The sequence below is a fragment of the Cobetia sp. 1CM21F genome, assembly GCF_023161745.1.
Classification (GTDB): Bacteria; Pseudomonadota; Gammaproteobacteria; order Pseudomonadales; family Halomonadaceae; genus Cobetia; species Cobetia amphilecti.
This window is the reverse complement of sequence record NZ_JALNTQ010000002.1, coordinates 1010254-1027161: the sequence shown is the minus strand read 5'-3', so window position 1 is coordinate 1027161 and position 16908 is coordinate 1010254. Positions and strand designations below refer to the sequence as shown.

The following is a 16908-nucleotide window of genomic DNA, read 5'->3' as shown; positions in this document are numbered from 1 at the left end:
ACCAGGGGCGGCCGGGCATCTTCGAGGCTCTGCCGTCCTTTCCTGTGGAAGGACCAACATGGCAACACATTTCGAGCAGGTTCCCGGCCTGAGTGAGCAGATTGACCCGGCCACCCGTGGTTACGTCTTCAACCAGACCATGCTGCGCATCAAGGACCCCGAGCGCAGCCTGGATTTCTACACCCGCGTGCTGGGCATGCGTCTGGTGCGCAAGCTCGACTTCCCGGAAATGCAGTTCAGCCTCTATTTCCTCGCCTATCTGGATGACGACCAGGCCAGTGAAGTGCCCGGTGATGACCTCAAGCGCACCACCTACACCTTCGGGCGTGAGGCGATGCTGGAGCTGACCCATAACTGGGGCACCGAGAATGACCCGGACTTCGCCTACCATGACGGCAACGCCCAACCGCAGGGCTTCGGCCATATCGGGGTCAGCGTGCCGGATGTCTACGCGGCTGCCGAGCGTTTCGAGTCGCTGGGCGTCGAGTTCGTCAAGCGCCCCGACGATGGCAAGATGAAGGGGCTGGCCTTCGTGAAGGACCCCGATGGCTACTGGATCGAGATCCTGCGCGCCGATACCTTCGAGCGTCAGGCCAACGGCGAAGTCTGAGGCAGGCCGCCGCTGTAAACAACCGCCACCACCGGCATGCCCGGGGTGGCGGTTTTTCGTTTATGCGAAACCCCGCGTTGCAGGGGTGTCAGCGGCATTCGCTTGCTGCAATGATGATGTCTGACTGACACTCGCAAGGCGCTCATTATTGATGGTCCTTGAGATCGATCGCCCATGACGAAAGAGGAGACAGCTATGTCGGAGAATGCACAGCGGTTGAGCGGCAAGGTGGCGGTAGTCAGTGGGGCTTCACGCGGGATCGGCGCCGGGATCGCGCAGCGCCTGGCGGCGGACGGCGCTCACGTCATCGTCAACTATCGCAGCGACAGTGATGGCGCCTTGCAGGTCGTGACGGATATCGAGTCGCGGGGCGGCAAGGCGATCGCCGTTCAGGCCGATGTCGGTGTCAGCAGCGACGCGGCACAATTGTTCACCGAAGCCCGGCGCGTGTACGGCGGCGTGGATATCCTGGTCAACAATGCCGGCATGAGCATCTACAAGCCCATCGCCGATTTCACGGATGACGACTTCGCCAACCTGATGCAGGCCAATCTGACCGGTTCCTTCAATCTGATGCGTGAGGCGGCGCGGCATCTGCGCGATGGCGGACGCGTGATCAACATGTCCACCTCGGTGACGCGGCAGATGTTCGCGACCTATGGGCCCTATGCGGCTTCCAAGGCCGCGGTGGACCAGCTGACGCGGGTGCTGGCCAAGGAAGTCGGCGAGCGAGGCATCACGGTCAATGCCGTGGCGCCGGGCCCGACGGACACCGGCCTGTTTCGTCACGGCAAGAGTGAAGAGACCATCGAGCGCCTCAAGGGCATGGCGGCGCTGGGGCGCATTGCGGACCCGCAGGATGTCGCAGCCGTGGTGGCCTGGCTTGCCAGCGAAGATGCCGGTTGGGTAAGTGGCCAGGTCATCGGTGCCAATGGCGGCTTTGCCTGAGGCCACCGAGGTGGGTTTTGCCTAACGCCGCCCATGTTTGCGGCTATGCTGTTGTCAGGATGAGGTTTGTTCAGACATTGGCATGAGGGGCTGGTATGAAGGTGACAGCTAGCGAAGTCCACGGCGATATCTCGCCGCAGGGCGTGATCCCGGCTCCCGATGGTTTGCGCGTGGGCTATCCCGGGCACCTTGGGGGTTACTCGCGCGAGTGCGCGCTCAAGCTCTATGCCAACGACGCCCAGCTCAAGGCTTACGCAGGCATCGATGAGGTCATCAGGGCGCTGGCGGAAGGCGAGATCGATACCGCCGTGGTGCCCTGGTCGCGTGGGCATCAGCGTCCGGTGCGCACCACGCATCAGGCGCTGGCCTTCTGGACGGGCATCTGCGTCGAGCGGCGCGTCTTCCGTGCCATCAGTCTCAGTCTGCTCGGGCCGCCCGGGGCTTCGCCGTCGGCGGTGAGGCGTATCGTGGCACGCGAGGCCCTGTTCGAAGAGTGCGATGCCTGGTTGCAGCAGAACCTGCCGGAGGTCGAGCGGGTGGAGTGTCTGCACATGGCGGATGCGCTGGACATGGCAGAGAGTCGCAGCGATACGCTGGCCATCGCGCCGCCATCGCTGGCGCGTCGCCCGGGGCTTGTGTGCCTCGCCCAGCGCATCGAGGATGACCCCGGCCGTGTGGCGCAATTCGCGGTGCTGAGGCGTGACCACGCGCGGGTGCGCGGCCAGTGCTTTTCCTGTGATGCCACGGTGGATGAAGGGCAGGGCAACGCCGTGCTGTCCGGTACCAGCGAGCCCGCCGGGTGAGGCTCGCCGCTCGGCCCTGAGTTCCGTTATGCTGAAGGCCATTCGTCATCAGAGGCCTTTTGCATGGTGTCTTCCGACCAGCGCTCATCTACATCCTCCGTATCCTCTACACCAGAGACGCAGGACGCCGCGACTTCATCCGATGTCGCGGCGTCCTGCGTGGTGCAACGCATTCCTGCCACTCCCGCCGAGTGGATGACCCCCGGCGAGCTTGATGCCCGCCTGCCGGTGCGGCCGGCCGTGGTGCCGGTCTCGCTGCCGACGGCCGGGCTGATCATCGTCGATGAGATCAACGGCTTCTGTCAGGTCGCAGGCGGTGCGCTGGCGCCTCAGGCGCCCAATGCCCAGGTCAGCAGGATGATCGCCCTCAGCGATACGCTGGCGCGGGCCTTCAGTGAGCGCAGACGCCCCTTGCTGGCCTTCATTGATTCTCATGCGCCGGGCAAGCCGGAGCCGCCTTATCCCGCCCATTGTGAGCAGGGCAGCGGCGAGGATGAGCTGGTGGTGGAACTTGCCTGGCTGGAAGAGGAGCCGCAGGCCACGCTGGTGCGCAAGGACTGCATCAATGGCTATGTCGGCGCGATTGATCCCCATACCCAGGTCAATGCGCTGCAGGAGTGGGTGAGCGACGAAGGGCTGGAAACCCTGGTCGTGGTAGGCATCTGCACCGATATCTGCGTGATGGACCTGGTATTGACGTTGCTGTCGGCGCGCAATCACGGCCTGCTGGGCAAGGTGCGTGACATCGTGGTGCTGGAGCCCGGCTGTGCCACCTACGACCTGCCGGCCGAAGTGGTTGAGCAGCTGGGGCTCCCCGATACGGCGACGCATCCCCAGGCAGACAGTCATCACATCGGGCTTTACTGCATGGCGGCGCGTGGTGCGGTGATCGCCAGTCAGCTTGAGCTGACTTCTTGAGCTGACCTGTTGAGCGGATGTCGTGAGCTGTTGTTGCGGTCTGCTGCTGTGGGCTGCTGTTGCGGCATGAACCGCAGCGTCCCCAGAGAGAGGAAGAGAGGAAGAGCAGGGGTGGTGGTAGGAAGGCAGAAATTTCGCCACATGCAGCGCAGGCAATACTGCCCGTCTGCGCAAAAGGTAGTTTGATTACAACATCTGGCCATGAAAACGCCGCCTCTCTTGCGAGCAGGCGGCGTTTTCATGGGGCGACAGCCAGCGTCATTCAGGCGCGGGTGCTGACCCAGTCATTGGCGTCCGGCACGGCCACTTCGACTTCCTCGGAGATCAACTTCGAGTGGAAGAGGAAGTCCGCGCTGGCCGCATTGCTGGCGACCGGCACGTTCCACAATGCCGCCAGGCGCAGCAGCGCCTTGACGTCAGGATCGTGCGGCATCGGCGCGAACGGGTCCCACAGGAAGACCAGCAGGTCCAGATTGCCTTCGGCGATGCGCGCGCCGATCTGCTGATCACCGCCCAGCGGGCCGCTCAGCAGGCTCTCGACCTCGAGGCCCAGCTCCTTGCTGATGCGGCGGGCAGTCGTGCCCGTGCCCAGCAGCTGGTGGCGGGACAGCTCATCGCGCCAGCGATTGGCCCACGCCAGCATTTCATCCTTCTTGCCATCGTGCGCCACCAGCGCAATGCGCTTGCGTACTGGCAGGGTGCGCCGTGCCTGGCGCTTGGGTCGTTGTTCGCTCATTCCCTGACCTCCTGAGGATGGGGCAATGTCGCTGGCCTCCCGCCTCGAAAGGCCCGGGGCGGGAGGCCAGCGAGGCCGATCAGTCGATGGTGCTGCCGACAGTGACGATCTTCATGGTGTTGGTGCCGCCATGTGCGTTCATCTGGTCGCCACGGGTCAGGATCACCAGGTCACCGCGAGTCGCGATGCCGCGGGCTTCCAGCTCCGCGATGGCGCGGCGGTTGATTTCCGCCGCCGGCAATTCGCTGGAATCGAAGGGCAGTGACACCACACCACGGTAGAGCGCCATGCGACGCTGGGTCTTCTGGTCCTGCGCCAGGCCGACGATGGGCAGACCGGAGCGGATGCGCGAGGCGATCAGCGGGGTATAGCCGGATTCCGTCATGCACACGATGGCCACGACACCGGTCAGGTGGTTGGCGGCATACATCGCGGACAGCGCGATGGTCTCGTCGGTCTTGCTGAAGCCTTCGTGGATGCGGTGCTGGGATTCCTGCGCGGCACGCTCACGTTCGGCGCCCAGGCAGACGCGATCCATGGTCTCGATGGTCTCGACCGGGAAGTCGCCGGCGGCGGTCTCGGCCGACAGCATCACGGCGTCGGTGCCATCGAGCACGGCATTGGCGACGTCGAAGACTTCGGCGCGGGTCGGCAGCGGCGCGCTGATCATGGATTCCATCATCTGGGTGGCCGTGATGACCACGCGGTTGAGGCTGCGCGCGCGGCGGATCATGCGCTTCTGCACACCGATCAACTGAGCATCGCCAATCTCGACGCCCAGGTCGCCACGCGCCACCATCACGCCTTCACTGGCGAGGATGATGCCATCCAGCACGGCGTCGTCGGCCACGGCTTCGGCGCGCTCGACCTTGGCGATCAGGCCGATGTCACGACCTTCCTCGCCCAGCAGCTCACGGGCCAGCTGCATGTCGGCGCCGCTGCGCGGGAAGGACACGGCCAGATAGTCGACGCCGATATCGATGGCGGTCTTCAGGTCAGCCTTGTCCTTGTCGGTCAGGGCTTCGGCAGACAGGCCGCCGCCTTGCTTGTTGATGCCCTTGTTGTTGGACAGCTTGCCGCCGACCTTGACGGTAGTGTGGATCTCGTTGCCCTTGAGCTCATTGACCTCAAGCACCACACGGCCATCGTCGAGCAGCAGCACGTCGCCCGCGACCACGTCATCGGCCAGTTCCTGGTAGTCACAGCCGACACGCTCGACGGTACCTTCATCACGGCCCAGGCCGATATCGAGGATGAACGGCTGGCCTTCGCTCAGCTTGACGGCGGTATCCTTGAAGCGCGCGATGCGGATCTTCGGGCCCTGCAGGTCGCCCAGCACGGCGACGCTGCGGCCCTGGGCGGCGGCAGCCTGACGTACGGCCTCGGCGCGCATGCGGTGATCTTCGGGGCTACCGTGGGAGAAGTTGAGGCGTACCACATCGACTCCGGCACGAATCATCGCGTCGAGCACACCCGGCTTGTCACTGGCAGGGCCGAGAGTGGCGACAATCTTGGTGCGGCGGATCGGGCCGTTGAACGCGTGCGGCATGAAAGCATACTCCTTGAACACTGGCGTGATGGACTGGCTGAAAACGCAAACCAGGTTGTTGTCATTTTACTACATTGAAGGCTGAAAGGGAGCCTGTCGAGTATCGTCGGCTGTCGTTGTCCATTCTCGTGATCACGATCGGGACTGCAAGGGGTGACGTGAAGTATGCCGAGCGATTGTTGCGAATACGTTGTCGCGGGTACGCGGACATGGGCTGGGGGCGCTAGGGTATGCCGCGCTGCGCCATGCGGGCGCGGCCCGTCATTTCGAGGCCTGTCGGCCAGGCGTCGCATGCTCTCTGCGGCAGCGTCGTGGTGACCGCCCCGTCACGCCAATGTCCGCCGGCTGGCTTTCACTGACAGCCATTCCAGTGCTACCTATATAGTGGCAATACCCTGCTGAGCGAAATTTCCGCTCATCGGCCCAGTGCAGACCGTGCACCGGCCCCGTGTATCGGGCCCGTTGACCGCTGCCATGCGCTGATGACCTATGCTCAAACCCGGCTCGAATGCCGGATTGCCACGACCACATGCCTGACGGCTGTCGATGTCATTCGGCGCAAGCCGCATGCTGACATGGCGGGTGGCAGGGCATGTCTCGAGGCTGTCGCAGAGGCGACCTGTCGAGCCGCCTTGTCGAGGCGTCAGTCTCAACATTGCTGGTCAGCGCTGAAATGCTGGGGTAGGGTAGGCGCATTTTTCGGCTGGGACAAAACCCAGCGCGACGAGTCATTCGCCGGCGCAATCAGCGCCGGCCAGGAGATGCGAGCAACCATGGGCAAGTCACTGGTGATCGTCGAGTCGCCCGCCAAGGCCAAGACCATCAATAAGTATCTCGGCAACGACTTCGTGGTGAAGTCGAGTGTCGGGCACATCCGCGACCTGCCGACCAGCGGTAGCGGCAAGCAGGCCACCGACCCCAAGGAACGTGCCCGTCAGGCGGCGGAGACTCGCAAGATGTCGCCCGAGGTCAAGGCGGCTCACAAGGCGCAGAAGGCCAAGACCCAGTTGATCCGCCGCATGGGGGTCGACCCGGAGAATGGCTGGGAGGCGCATTACGAGATCCTGCCCGGCAAGGAAAAGGTCGTTTCCGAGCTGACGCGTCTGGCCGAGAAAGCCGACACCATCTATCTCGCGACGGATCTGGATCGCGAAGGTGAGGCGATTGCCTGGCACCTGCGCGAGACCATCGGTGGCGACGATTCGCGTTACAAGCGCGTGGTATTCAACGAGATCACCAAGAAGGCGATCACGGCGGCCTTCGATGAGCCGGGCGAGCTGAAGATGGACCGCGTGCATGCCCAGCAGGCACGCCGCTATCTGGATCGCGTCGTCGGCTTCATGGTCTCGCCGCTGCTGTGGGCCAAGGTCGCTCGTGGCCTGTCCGCCGGGCGTGTGCAGTCGGTTGCCGTGCGTCTGATCGTCGAGCGTGAGCGCGAGATCCGCGCCTTCATCCCCGAAGAGTTCTGGGATGTCCACGCTGAGCTGGCCGCCGCCAGTGGTGAAGCGATCCGTTTCGAGCTGGCGCGTCAGGATGGCAAGGCCTTCCGTCCGACCAGCGAGAAGGAGACGATGGATCGCATCGCGGCGCTGCGCACGGCCAAGCTCGCGATCACCAATCGTGAAGACAAGCCGACGCGCTCCAAGCCGAACGCGCCGTTCATCACCTCGACCCTGCAGCAGGCGGCCAGTGGTCGTCTCGGCTTCTCGGTCAAGAAGACCATGATGATGGCCCAGCGTCTCTACGAGGCGGGTTACATCACCTACATGCGTACCGACTCGACCAATCTGTCGGCGGACGCGGTGGCCACGGCGCGCGACTTCATCAGCGAAGAATACGGCAGCAACTACCTGCCGGAAGCGGCCAACGTCTACTCCAGCAAGGAAGGCGCCCAGGAAGCGCACGAAGCGATTCGTCCTTCCGAAGTGTCGCGCCGCGCCACCGATCTCGCCGGCATGGAGCGTGACGCCGAGCGTCTGTATGAGCTGATCTGGCGTCAGTTCGTGGCCTGTCAGATGCTGCCGGCCGAATACCTGTCCTCCACGCTGACCATCGAAGTGGATGGCTACGAGCTGCGCGCCAAGGGCCGTGTGCTCAAGTTCGACGGTTACACGCGTGTCATGAAGCCGATGGGCAAGAAGGAAGAGGACCAGTCGCTGCCGGACCTCGCCATCGGCGAGAAGCTGGACCTGGTCGAGCTGCAGCCGCTGCAGCACTTCACCAAGCCCACGGCGCGTTACACCGAGGCCAGCCTGGTCAAGGAGCTGGAGAAGCGCGGTATCGGTCGTCCGTCCACCTATGCCGCCATCATCTCCACCATCCAGGACCGTGGCTACGTGGCGCTGGAAAACCGTCGCTTCTATGCCGAGAAGCTGGGCGATATCGTCACCGATCGCCTCAGCGAGTCCTTCAAGGACCTGATGGACTTCGGCTTCACGGCGCGCATGGAAGACTATCTCGATGAGGTGGCCAACGGCGGGCGCAACTGGCGCGAGCTGCTGGACACCTTCTACGCCGAGTTCAAGGCCGAGCTGGACCACGCCCAGTCCGAAGAGGGCATGCGTCCCAACCAGCCGGTGCCGACGGACATCGCCTGCCCGACCTGTGGGCGTGAGATGCAGATTCGTACCGCCTCGACCGGGGTCTTCCTGGGCTGTTCCGGCTACAACCTGCCGCCCAAGGAGCGCTGCAAGACCACCATCGATCTGCTGCCGGGCGATGAAGCCGTGGCGGCCGATGCCGGTGAAGATGCCGAGACGGATGCGCTGCGCGCCAAGCGTCGCTGCCCGATCTGCGCCACCGCGATGGACAGCTACCTGATCGATGAGCAGCGCAAGCTGCACGTCTGCGGCAATAGCCCGGACTGTGTCGGTCATGAGGTCGAGGAAGGTCAGTTCCGCATCAAGGGCTACGATGGCCCGGTGATCGAGTGCGACAAGTGCGGCTCCGACATGCAGCTCAAGACCGGGCGTTTCGGCAAGTACTTCGGCTGCACCAACGAGAATTGCAAGAACACCCGCAAGCTGCTCAAGTCCGGTGAAGTGGCGCCGCCGAAGATGGACCCGATTCCGATGCCGGAACTTGCCTGCGTCAAGGTCGAGGACCACTACGTGCTGCGCGATGGCGCCAGTGGCCTGTTCCTGGCGGCCAGTCAGTTCCCCAAGAATCGCGAGACGCGTCCGCCGCTGGTCAAGGAGCTCAAGGCGCATGCCGACGAGCTGCCGGAGAAGTATCACTTCATTCTCGAGGCCCCGGATCAGGACCCGGACGGACGTCCGGCGCAGATTCGCTTCTCGCGCAAGGTCAAGGCTCAGTACGTCATGACCGATGAGGAAGGCAAGGCGACCGGTTGGAAGGCCACCTACGACAACGGCCGCTGGGTCGTCGAGGACAAGCGCAAGGGAGCCAAGAGCTGATGAGCCAGCGTGCCCGTACCAATCAGCTGCTGTATCAGGCCGAGTTGCTGCTGGCCCAGTCAGCAGCCTCTGGCGACGATGAGCATGCCGTGGCGCGTCGCATGGCCGGTGAAGAGGGCGCGCTCGCCCTGCTGGAGCTGGCGCTGGCGTCATTGCTGGAAGAATGTGCCGTGACGGCGCGCTGGCCGCAGGGTAGCTGGCGCGAGCGCCTGGCGTCGCCGCCGACGCCCATCGCCGAGGTCGAGCAGCTGCGCAGCCTGCTGGAGCGCCCCGACAGCTGGTTGTCTGAGCTGGTCGCGGATGTGACCCGCCTGCATGAAGAGGGCGGCGTCGCTCGCCGCGAGGAATCGCGTTCGCGTGGTGATGGTCTGATCATCGCGGCAGCCTCGAGCGCCTCGCTGGCCGAGCGTCTCAGCGCCGCCATCACGGCATTCAAGGCGCTGCTGCCGCAGCTGCGCGAGTCGAGTGTCGAGTGGTAGGTCAAGGCGTTGATCTGGTGCTGCACGCTGGTGATGACTGGCGCATGGCAATCGGGTGACGTTTCGCCTTCACGGGTGCTAGACTGATCGCATTGTGGCAAGCCCTGCATTCTCCGGTACGACCATGGCTCTGGCTGTGGTCGTACTTTTTTCTGCGTCGCTGATGGCAACACGGTGCCGGGCTTGCCAGCCGTCGCGCTGACGATTACAACGACGCCGGTATCTCGCGAGATGCCGTGCAGGAGGAATGACGTGTCCGATCCCGCCGTACTTGAAATTGTGCAAATGGAAGATGGTGAAGTGATTCTGCGCGCCGCGGAAAGCGAAGGTGAGCCGCTGCTCAGCATTCGCATTTCGGACGAGGCCGCTGATCTGCTGCGTGACAATCGTTTCGAGGTCGCGCGTGAGATGATCGACCACGCCATCACCCGGACTCGCCTCTGGGATGGCGAAGAAGACGAGGACGAGCAGTCAGAAGGCATCGTGCACTGATTCATCGCTCGCGCTTCGCGCACAAAAAAACCCGCCTTGAGGCGGGTTTTTTTGTGCAATGCGTGCGGCTTTTCTGTTGCTCAGAGCTTTGCGAGAAGAGCGCCGCTGGTCAAGGTCTCAGTGCAGGCCACCATCGCGGATGACGCCCACCCCGAGACCCTCGATCTCCAGGCTGTCCGTGCGCAGGTCGACCTTGATCGGCGAGAAGTCCTCGTTCTCGGCTTCCAGCCACACGTAATGCCCGTCACGGCGGAAGCGCTTGACGGTGACCTCATCCCCCAGACGTGCCACCACGATCTGGCCGTCACGCACGCTGCTGGTGCGGTGCACGGCCAGCAGGTCACCTTCCAGAATCCCCACGTCCTTCATCGACACGCCGCGTACACGCAGCAGGTAGTCGGCAGCCGGCGAGAAGTAGTCGCTCGGTAGCGGACAATGACGGTCGATATGCTCGCTGGCAAGAATCGGGCTGCCGGCGGCCACTTCCCCGATCACCGGCAGGCCATCGTTGGCGCTGTCGTCGACGTCAGCCAGCGACGGCACGCGAATGCCGCGTGAGGTGCCCGGCACCATCTCGATGGCGCCCTTGCGCTTGAGGGCACGCAGATGCTCCTCGGCGGCATTCGGTGAGCGGAAGCCCAGCGCTTGGGCGATTTCGGCCCGCGTCGGCGGGTAGCCAGAGGACTTGATGGTCTTGATGATGAAGTCGAAGACATCCTGCTGGCGCGGAGTAAGCGGCTGGGTCATGGCATTGCCTTTGGCCTGGGCGGCATCTTGAGCTGACGGCACGGGGTGTGCATCCATACAACTGTCATTGTATCCAGTCATGGCGGTCATGCAAGGCATCGTGGCTTGCGTGGTGGCCTCAAAGGGCAGGTAGTCGACGGGATATCGCTGTCTGGCGACTTTTCCTGCCGATATCCGAGGCATTCTTTCTTGAAGGGAATGTCTGGAAGTGAATGTCTGGAGGTGAATGTCTGGAGATGAATGTCTGGAAATGAACCCGGCCTGGCTCTGGCGGGGTGGTCAGTCACCGAGCATGACGAGCCCTTGAATCGGGATGGTCAGCGCTGAGGGAATATCAGGCTTGGCTAAACCTCTGGCGTTTGAAACGCGAGAGAATTGTCAGTCATGGCATGGCGCGCTAGAATCAAAGTGTTTCAAACGAATGTTCGCCGATGGTAGTGCTCACGGGTGTCATGATCGAACGCGCCTTGCGGTGAACCTGCACCACCTCATGAGAGAGTCGCCGCGCGGGGCTTGCGCCGTGACCTACGACTCCAGTCCTTTTCTACCTGACAAGGGTTCCGCCCATGGCCCAGACTGATACCGTTACCCGCATCCTCGATACTGCCGAGGTGCTGTTCGCCGAGCGCGGCTTCGCCGAGACCTCACTGCGTAACATCACCAGCAAGGCCAAGGTCAATCTGGCGGCGGTGAACTACCACTTCGGCTCCAAGAAATCGCTGATCCAGGCGGTCTTCGCACGCTATCTCGATCCGTTCAGTGAGCGTTTCCACGCGGCACTCGACAGCGTCGAGCAGCAATACGCCGGGCGCCAGGTGCCGCTGGAGGTCCTGCTGGAGGTGATGGCGCGTACCGTGCTGGAGGTGCCGGCCGAGCGCAATAGCCTGCGTACCTTCATGCGCCTGCTCGGGCTTGCCTATACCCAGGGTCAGGGCCACATGCGGCGCTATATCCGCGAGCATTACGGCACGGTCTTCAGCCGCTTCGCCGAGCTTCTGAAGCTGGCGACGCCTGATCTGCCGGACAACGAGCGCTTCTGGCGTCTGCACTTCATGCTCGGCAGCGTGATATTCACCTTCTCGGGCCTGGATGCGCTGCGCGATATCGAGGAGGCCGAGTACGGCCATCACACCACGGTGCGCGAGCTGATCCAGCACATGCGGCCGGTGGTGGTCGCGGCGATGGCAGCGCCGTTGCCGGCCACGCTCGGAGATGGTGAGGCGGTCACCCAGGCGGCCAGCTGATGGCCTGCTGGGTAGCGGTGGATCTCTCGCGCCAGAGCCTTGAGATACGCAATGACGCGCCGAGTGGCAGTCGTGATGCGCCGCCCCCCGCGGCTGACCCTGACGCGCTGGTGCATGCCTGCGCGATCTCCAGCGGCCTCAACGGTATCGGCGAGCTCGACGGCAGCGGTTGCACGCCAACCGGCTGGCATGTGATTCGTGCCGCCATCGGGGCGGGCAATCCGCGTGGCGCCGTCTATCGCGGCCGGCGCTTCACGGGCGAGGTGTTCACGCCCGAGCTTGCCTTAGAGCATCCTGAGCGTGACTGGATCCTGACGCGCATTCTGTGGCTCAGCGGCCGCGAGCCCGGCGTCAATCGTGGTCGCAATGCCCGCGGCGAGCGGGTCGATAGCCTGCGCCGCTACATCTATTTTCATGGCACGCCCAGCACGGAGCCCATGGGGGTAGCGGCGTCCCACGGCTGCATTCGCTTGCGTGATGACGACCTGCTGCGACTCTTTGCCGAGGCTGTGCCCGGCACCCCGGTGCTGCTGCATGCCTGAAGGCGTTGGTGCCCGAGTCTGATACCCTCCATGAGCTGTCACCGGAACCTGGGTGACAGCCCCTTGCCGGGGCGCAGCTGGCCGCGACTGTTCGATAGGGGTTCAGTCGGCTAGAATTGCGCCTTTCCTCGCGCTGGCAGCCTGATTCATCACGTTTCTTCCAGGCTGCCGAGCCCCGTAAAAGACATGAAGTCCTGGCGGTCGTGATTCCTCTCTTCACGGGACATCACTGCCGCAGGCCATGGACAGGAAGGATGACATGACACAGCCACTGGGCTCCGTAATGGTCGATGTTGCGGGGCTGACCCTCGCCCGCGACGAACGTGAACTGCTGGCACGCCCTGCCGTCGGGGGCGTCATCCTGTTTGCGCGCAATTGCGCCTCTCCCGAGCAGGTACTGGAGCTGAGCCGCGAGATTCGCAGCGTCAATCCGCACCTGCTGATCGCCATCGATCAGGAGGGCGGGCGCGTCCAGCGTCTGCGCGAGGGCGTGACACGCCTGCCATCGATGCGCAGCCTGGCACAGTGCTGTCTCGGCCGTGACTGTGATGGCTGCGGCGAAGACGCCCAGGCCGCAGGCCTGGGTCTGGCACGCGATGCCGGCTGGCTGCTGGGCATGGAGATGGCAGCCATCGGCTGTGATATCACCTTTGCGCCGGTACTGGATATCGATGTGGCGGGCTCGACCATCATTGGCGATCGTAGCTTCGGCGCCACGCCGGAAGACGTCATCGCGGTGGGCGGCGCCTTCATCGACGGGCTGCAGGAGGCGGGCATGTCGGCCGTCGGCAAGCATTACCCGGGGCATGGTGGCATCTCGGCAGATACCCATCTGGAGCGCGTGGTCGACCCGCGGCCGTTCCGCGAGCTGCGCGAGCATGACCTCAAGCCCTTCGCGGCTCTCGCCGAGCGTCTGGGCGGCGTGATGCCGGCGCATGTGATCTATCCGGATTTCGATGCACGTCCCGCGGGCTTCTCGCCCAGCTGGTTGGGCCTGCTGCGCGAAGAGTTCGGCTTCAAGGGCGCCATCTTTTCCGATGATCTCGGCATGGCGGCGGCCGTCGCGGAAGGTGGCCCGGCAGAGCGTGCGCGCCTGGCGCTGGACGCCGGCTGCGACATGGCGCTGGTCTGCAATGATCCGGCCGCCGCGCGCGAAGTGCTCGACAGCCTCGATGACGATGAGCAGCGCCACCGTGGCAAGCGCCAGGCGCGGCTGCGCTATGCGCGAGCTCGCCCGACGCTTGATGGCCTGGTGGGGCTGGCACGCTGGCGGCGCACCCACGCGCGGCTCGAATCGATGGCGGCCAGTCAGGCATCACAGCAGGCTGCCATGCCCTCGGGCACACTAGGCGCCGCTGACGCGTCTGACGCACGGTCGGCCTCTGAGTCCGGTAGCGCGCAATAATCAGGCACGCGGTGCCTTTTTCGAGTCGAAGACTGGCAAGGAATTCCCATGGCTGAGCAATCCGCCACCGAGGCTGCTGCCGACAAGCTGGCAGCGCCTGCCGAAGAGATGATCAATCAATGGGTCGAGCCGCTGCGCCAATGGGTCGAGCAGACCTTTGGTCTGCCGCTGTGGGGCATCAATCTCGCTCTGCTGCTGCTGGCGGTGCTGTTGCTGCACCTCATCGAGCGAGTGGTGCTCACCCGCCTGGCGGCGCATGCCGAGAAGAGCCGCAACCTGTGGGATGACGCCCTGGTGCATGGCCTGCGTCATCCCTTGTCATTCTGGCTCTACAGCATGGGGGTGTTGGTGGCGCTCGGCATCATCGCCGGCCAGTTCAGCCTCGGCGGGGCCGAGAAGTACCTGGGCACGGCGCGCCAGATCGTGACCTTGCTGGCGCTGGCCTGGGCGTTGATTCGCATGGTCAAGCGCTTCGAGGCGCTGCGCACCATGCCGCCGCCCGGCACCAACGTCAACGCGATGGATGCCACCACGGCCTCGGCGATCAGCAAGCTGCTGCGGGCGGTCGTGGTCGTGCTGGTGGGGCTGGCCATCCTGCAGAATCTCGGCGTCTCGCTGTCCGGGGTGCTGGCCTTCGGGGGTGTCGGCGGTATCGCGGTCGGCTTTGCGGCGCGGGATCTGCTGGCCAACTTCTTCGGTGCCCTGATGATCCATCTCGACCGGCCCTTCAAGGTCGGCGACTGGATCCGCTCACCGGACCGCGAGATCGAGGGCACCGTCGAGGATATCGGTTGGCGCCTGACGCGCATCCGCACCTTCGACATGCGGCCCCTTTACGTGCCGAACGCCATCTTCACCAGCATCTCGGTGGAGAATCCGTCGCGCATGTACAATCGCCGCATCTTCGAGACCGTGGGGCTGCGCTATGAGGATGCCGCCCAGGTAGGCCCCATCGTTGCCGCGGTACGCGAGATGCTGGAAGGCCATGACGAGATCGACCAGACGCGCACCCAGATCGTCAACTTCACCACCTACGGTGAGCATTCGCTGAACTTCTTCGTCTATGTCTTCACGCGCACCACCGACTGGGTGAAGTACCACGCGATCAAGCAGGATGTCCTGCTCAAGGTGCACGACATCATCCGTGAGCATGATGCCCAGGTGGCGCTGCCTGGCCAGCGTCTGCACTTTGCCGATGTACTGTCCTTCGAAGGACGCCACCATGAACACGACGCCGAGGCTGAGAATGCCGCGGCGTCATCAGACACGCAGACGCGCGGGTCCCGCCGCCGTTCTGATTCAACCGCCGCTGCTACATCCTCCTCTGCGCCCGTCCGGCGTGGAGATGAGGCCAGTGACACCCAGGAAACTCCCGATGCTGACTCCGACGCCTGAGACCCTCACCGCCCTGCATGACGAAATGCGTGAGGTGATGGACAATGCCGATTGCCTGATCCCGCAAGCTGACCTTGAAGTGGCACTCGACCGCATGGCCGTTGAGCTGACGGAACGCCTCGGCGATCGCATGCCGATCTTCTATTGCGTGATGAACGGCGGCCTGATCACCGCCGGCCAGCTGCTGACCCGCCTCGACTTCCCGCTGGAAGTCGATTATCTGCACGCCACTCGCTACCGTGGCGCGATGCGCGGCGGCGAGCTGTTCTGGCGCGTCAACCCGGAGCTGCCGATGGCCGGTCGCGACGTGGTGATCGTCGATGACATTCTCGATGAGGGTGGCACCCTGGCCGCGATCCTCGAGTACTGCCGTGAAGCCGGTGCGCGCAGCGTCTCCAGCTGTGTGCTGGTCGACAAGAAGCATGACCGCAAGGCCTACCCGGGCTTCAAGGCCGATTTCTGCGGGCTGGACGTCGAAGACCGCTTCCTATTCGGCTTCGGCATGGACTACAAGGGCTACTGGCGTAACGCGCCGGGCATCTACGCGCCCAAGGGGCTGTAACCCAAGGGCTTTAACCCAAGTGTCTGTGACGTGAGCCGCCGGATGGCAGTCGCCATCGCCGGCTGACATCGTCAACGCTGACATTCGTTCACCACCCGCCCGGGCAACCGCGGCGGGTGGTGTCGTTTTCGGGGCCTTTTCTGTTCTCCTGGCGCAAAGCGTGACGATTGTGCTTGTCGTTGTCGGTTGGCTCGGAGTAGCGTTCGCTGAGGATCGGAGTGTCCGGTCCCGAGAGATTCCTGCACATGGGTGGCAAGGAGGCGGGCGATGCTGGCGGTGATCGGTGGGACGGGGTTCGGCAGTTGGTCAGGCATGGAAGTGCTCAGGCGCGGCGGGCAGGAAACGCCCCTGGGGGCGGCCTCCTGTGGCGTCGTGGAAGGGCGTCTGAATGGGCAGTCGCTGCTGTTTCTGGCCCGTCATGGCCAACCGCACAAGGTGCCGCCGCATCGCATCAACTATCGCGCCAATCTGTGGGCGCTCAAGCAGGCGGGCGCGACCCATGTGGTGGGAGTCAACTGTGTGTCCGGCATCGACCCGACGCTGGCCCCGGGCACGCTGGTGGTGCCGGACCAGCTGATCGATTACACCACCGGCCGCGAGGGCTCATTCTTCGATGGGCGTTTCAAGCCGTTCCAGCATGTGTCGTTCGCCTGGCCGTATCATCGGGTCTGGCGTGAGGAGCTGCATGCGGCGGCCGCCGAGGCGGGGCTGCCCCTCACGGCTGGCGGGGTGCTGGGCGTGGTGCAGGGGCCGCGGCTGGAAACGGCCGCCGAGATCCGCCTGATGGCGCGTGATGGCAATACGCTGGTCGGCATGACGGGCATGCCCGAGGCCGTGCTGGCGCGCGAGCTCGAGATGGAATACGCCAGCCTGTGTCTGGTGATCAGCCATGCCGCGGGCGTTGGCGAAGAGGAGCCGACCCGTGCGGGCACGGAATCCGTGATCGAGGCCGGCATGCCCAGGGTGCAGCGCTTGTTGGCGACGCTATTGGCACGCCGTGCCTGAGCTGCCTGACTTCAGGAGGAGAGTGGGGGAGGCGGTGGTTGTAGGTAGGCGGTGGTG

The 16908-nt window shown here is 64.2% G+C and carries 16 protein-coding genes; 13 read left to right on the top strand and 3 right to left on the bottom strand.

Features of this window, described 5'->3' with window-relative positions; translation table 11 throughout:
- Positions 1-58: 58 nt before the first annotated feature.
- The 4 genes from gloA (at position 59) to MSG32_RS10045 (ending at position 3279) form a co-directional block, all read left to right on the top strand.
- Entirely contained in the window at positions 59-610 is a 552-nt protein-coding gene (gene gloA, locus MSG32_RS10060) for a lactoylglutathione lyase (protein WP_131431433.1), read from the top strand.
- 195 nt (positions 611-805) lie between these two features.
- Entirely contained in the window at positions 806-1558 is a 753-nt protein-coding gene (locus tag MSG32_RS10055) for an SDR family oxidoreductase (RefSeq protein ID WP_225347670.1), read from the top strand.
- A gap of 95 nt (positions 1559-1653) precedes the next feature.
- Positions 1654-2361, top strand: coding sequence for a prephenate dehydratase domain-containing protein (locus MSG32_RS10050; protein ID WP_153635240.1), 708 nt, complete (start codon positions 1654-1656; stop codon positions 2359-2361).
- A gap of 63 nt (positions 2362-2424) precedes the next feature.
- Positions 2425-3279, top strand: coding sequence for an isochorismatase family protein (locus MSG32_RS10045; protein WP_248379330.1), 855 nt, complete (start codon positions 2425-2427; stop codon positions 3277-3279).
- A 262-nt stretch (positions 3280-3541) separates the two neighbouring features.
- Here MSG32_RS10045 and MSG32_RS10040 read toward each other — a convergent pair whose 3' ends face one another.
- Positions 3542-4015, bottom strand: coding sequence for a methylglyoxal synthase (locus MSG32_RS10040; protein WP_248379328.1), 474 nt, complete (start codon positions 4013-4015; stop codon positions 3542-3544).
- Between the two features lie 79 nt (positions 4016-4094).
- Complete coding sequence (pyk, locus tag MSG32_RS10035; protein ID WP_043331933.1) at positions 4095-5564, bottom strand: pyruvate kinase; 1470 nt, start codon at positions 5562-5564, stop codon at positions 4095-4097.
- Positions 5565-6337: 773 nt separating this feature from the next.
- Between pyk and topA the strand changes: the two genes are divergently transcribed.
- From topA to MSG32_RS10020, 3 genes are all read left to right on the top strand, one after another.
- Complete coding sequence (gene topA, locus MSG32_RS10030) at positions 6338-8980, top strand: type I DNA topoisomerase (RefSeq protein WP_107335351.1); 2643 nt, start codon at positions 6338-6340, stop codon at positions 8978-8980.
- Entirely contained in the window at positions 8980-9459 is a 480-nt protein-coding gene (locus MSG32_RS10025; RefSeq protein ID WP_213113358.1) for a DUF6586 family protein, read from the top strand. The genes topA and MSG32_RS10025 overlap by 1 nt, the downstream gene beginning before the upstream one ends.
- 252 nt (positions 9460-9711) lie before the next feature.
- A complete protein-coding gene (locus MSG32_RS10020; protein WP_052384340.1) occupies positions 9712-9951 on the top strand; it encodes a hypothetical protein in 240 nt (79 codons plus the stop codon).
- 117 nt (positions 9952-10068) lie between these two features.
- Here MSG32_RS10020 and lexA read toward each other — a convergent pair whose 3' ends face one another.
- Positions 10069-10698 carry a transcriptional repressor LexA gene (lexA, locus tag MSG32_RS10015; RefSeq protein WP_043332079.1) on the bottom strand — a complete coding sequence of 210 codons (630 nt, stop codon included), beginning with the start codon at positions 10696-10698 and terminating at the stop codon, positions 10069-10071.
- Between the two features lie 566 nt (positions 10699-11264).
- Between lexA and MSG32_RS10010 the strand changes: the two genes are divergently transcribed.
- The 6 genes from MSG32_RS10010 to MSG32_RS09985 all read left to right on the top strand — a co-directional run bounded on the left by MSG32_RS10010 (position 11265) and on the right by MSG32_RS09985 (position 16851).
- A complete protein-coding gene (locus MSG32_RS10010) occupies positions 11265-11942 on the top strand; it encodes a TetR/AcrR family transcriptional regulator (RefSeq protein ID WP_248379326.1) in 678 nt (225 codons plus the stop codon).
- Complete coding sequence (locus MSG32_RS10005) at positions 11942-12484, top strand: L,D-transpeptidase (RefSeq protein ID WP_213113356.1); 543 nt, start codon at positions 11942-11944, stop codon at positions 12482-12484. The genes MSG32_RS10010 and MSG32_RS10005 overlap by 1 nt, the downstream gene beginning before the upstream one ends.
- Before the next feature lie 259 nt (positions 12485-12743).
- A complete protein-coding gene (gene nagZ / locus MSG32_RS10000; protein WP_248379324.1) occupies positions 12744-13889 on the top strand; it encodes a beta-N-acetylhexosaminidase in 1146 nt (381 codons plus the stop codon).
- Positions 13890-13937: 48 nt separating this feature from the next.
- On the top strand, positions 13938-15284 hold the full coding sequence (locus tag MSG32_RS09995; RefSeq protein WP_248379322.1) for a mechanosensitive ion channel family protein: 1347 nt from the start codon (positions 13938-13940) through the stop codon (positions 15282-15284).
- A complete protein-coding gene (locus MSG32_RS09990) occupies positions 15265-15846 on the top strand; it encodes a hypoxanthine-guanine phosphoribosyltransferase (RefSeq protein ID WP_043331927.1) in 582 nt (193 codons plus the stop codon). The genes MSG32_RS09995 and MSG32_RS09990 overlap by 20 nt, the downstream gene beginning before the upstream one ends.
- A gap of 267 nt (positions 15847-16113) precedes the next feature.
- Positions 16114-16851, top strand: a complete 738-nt coding sequence (locus MSG32_RS09985; protein WP_192838413.1) for an S-methyl-5'-thioinosine phosphorylase — start codon at positions 16114-16116, stop codon at positions 16849-16851.
- The last annotated feature ends 57 nt before the right edge of the window (positions 16852-16908 follow it).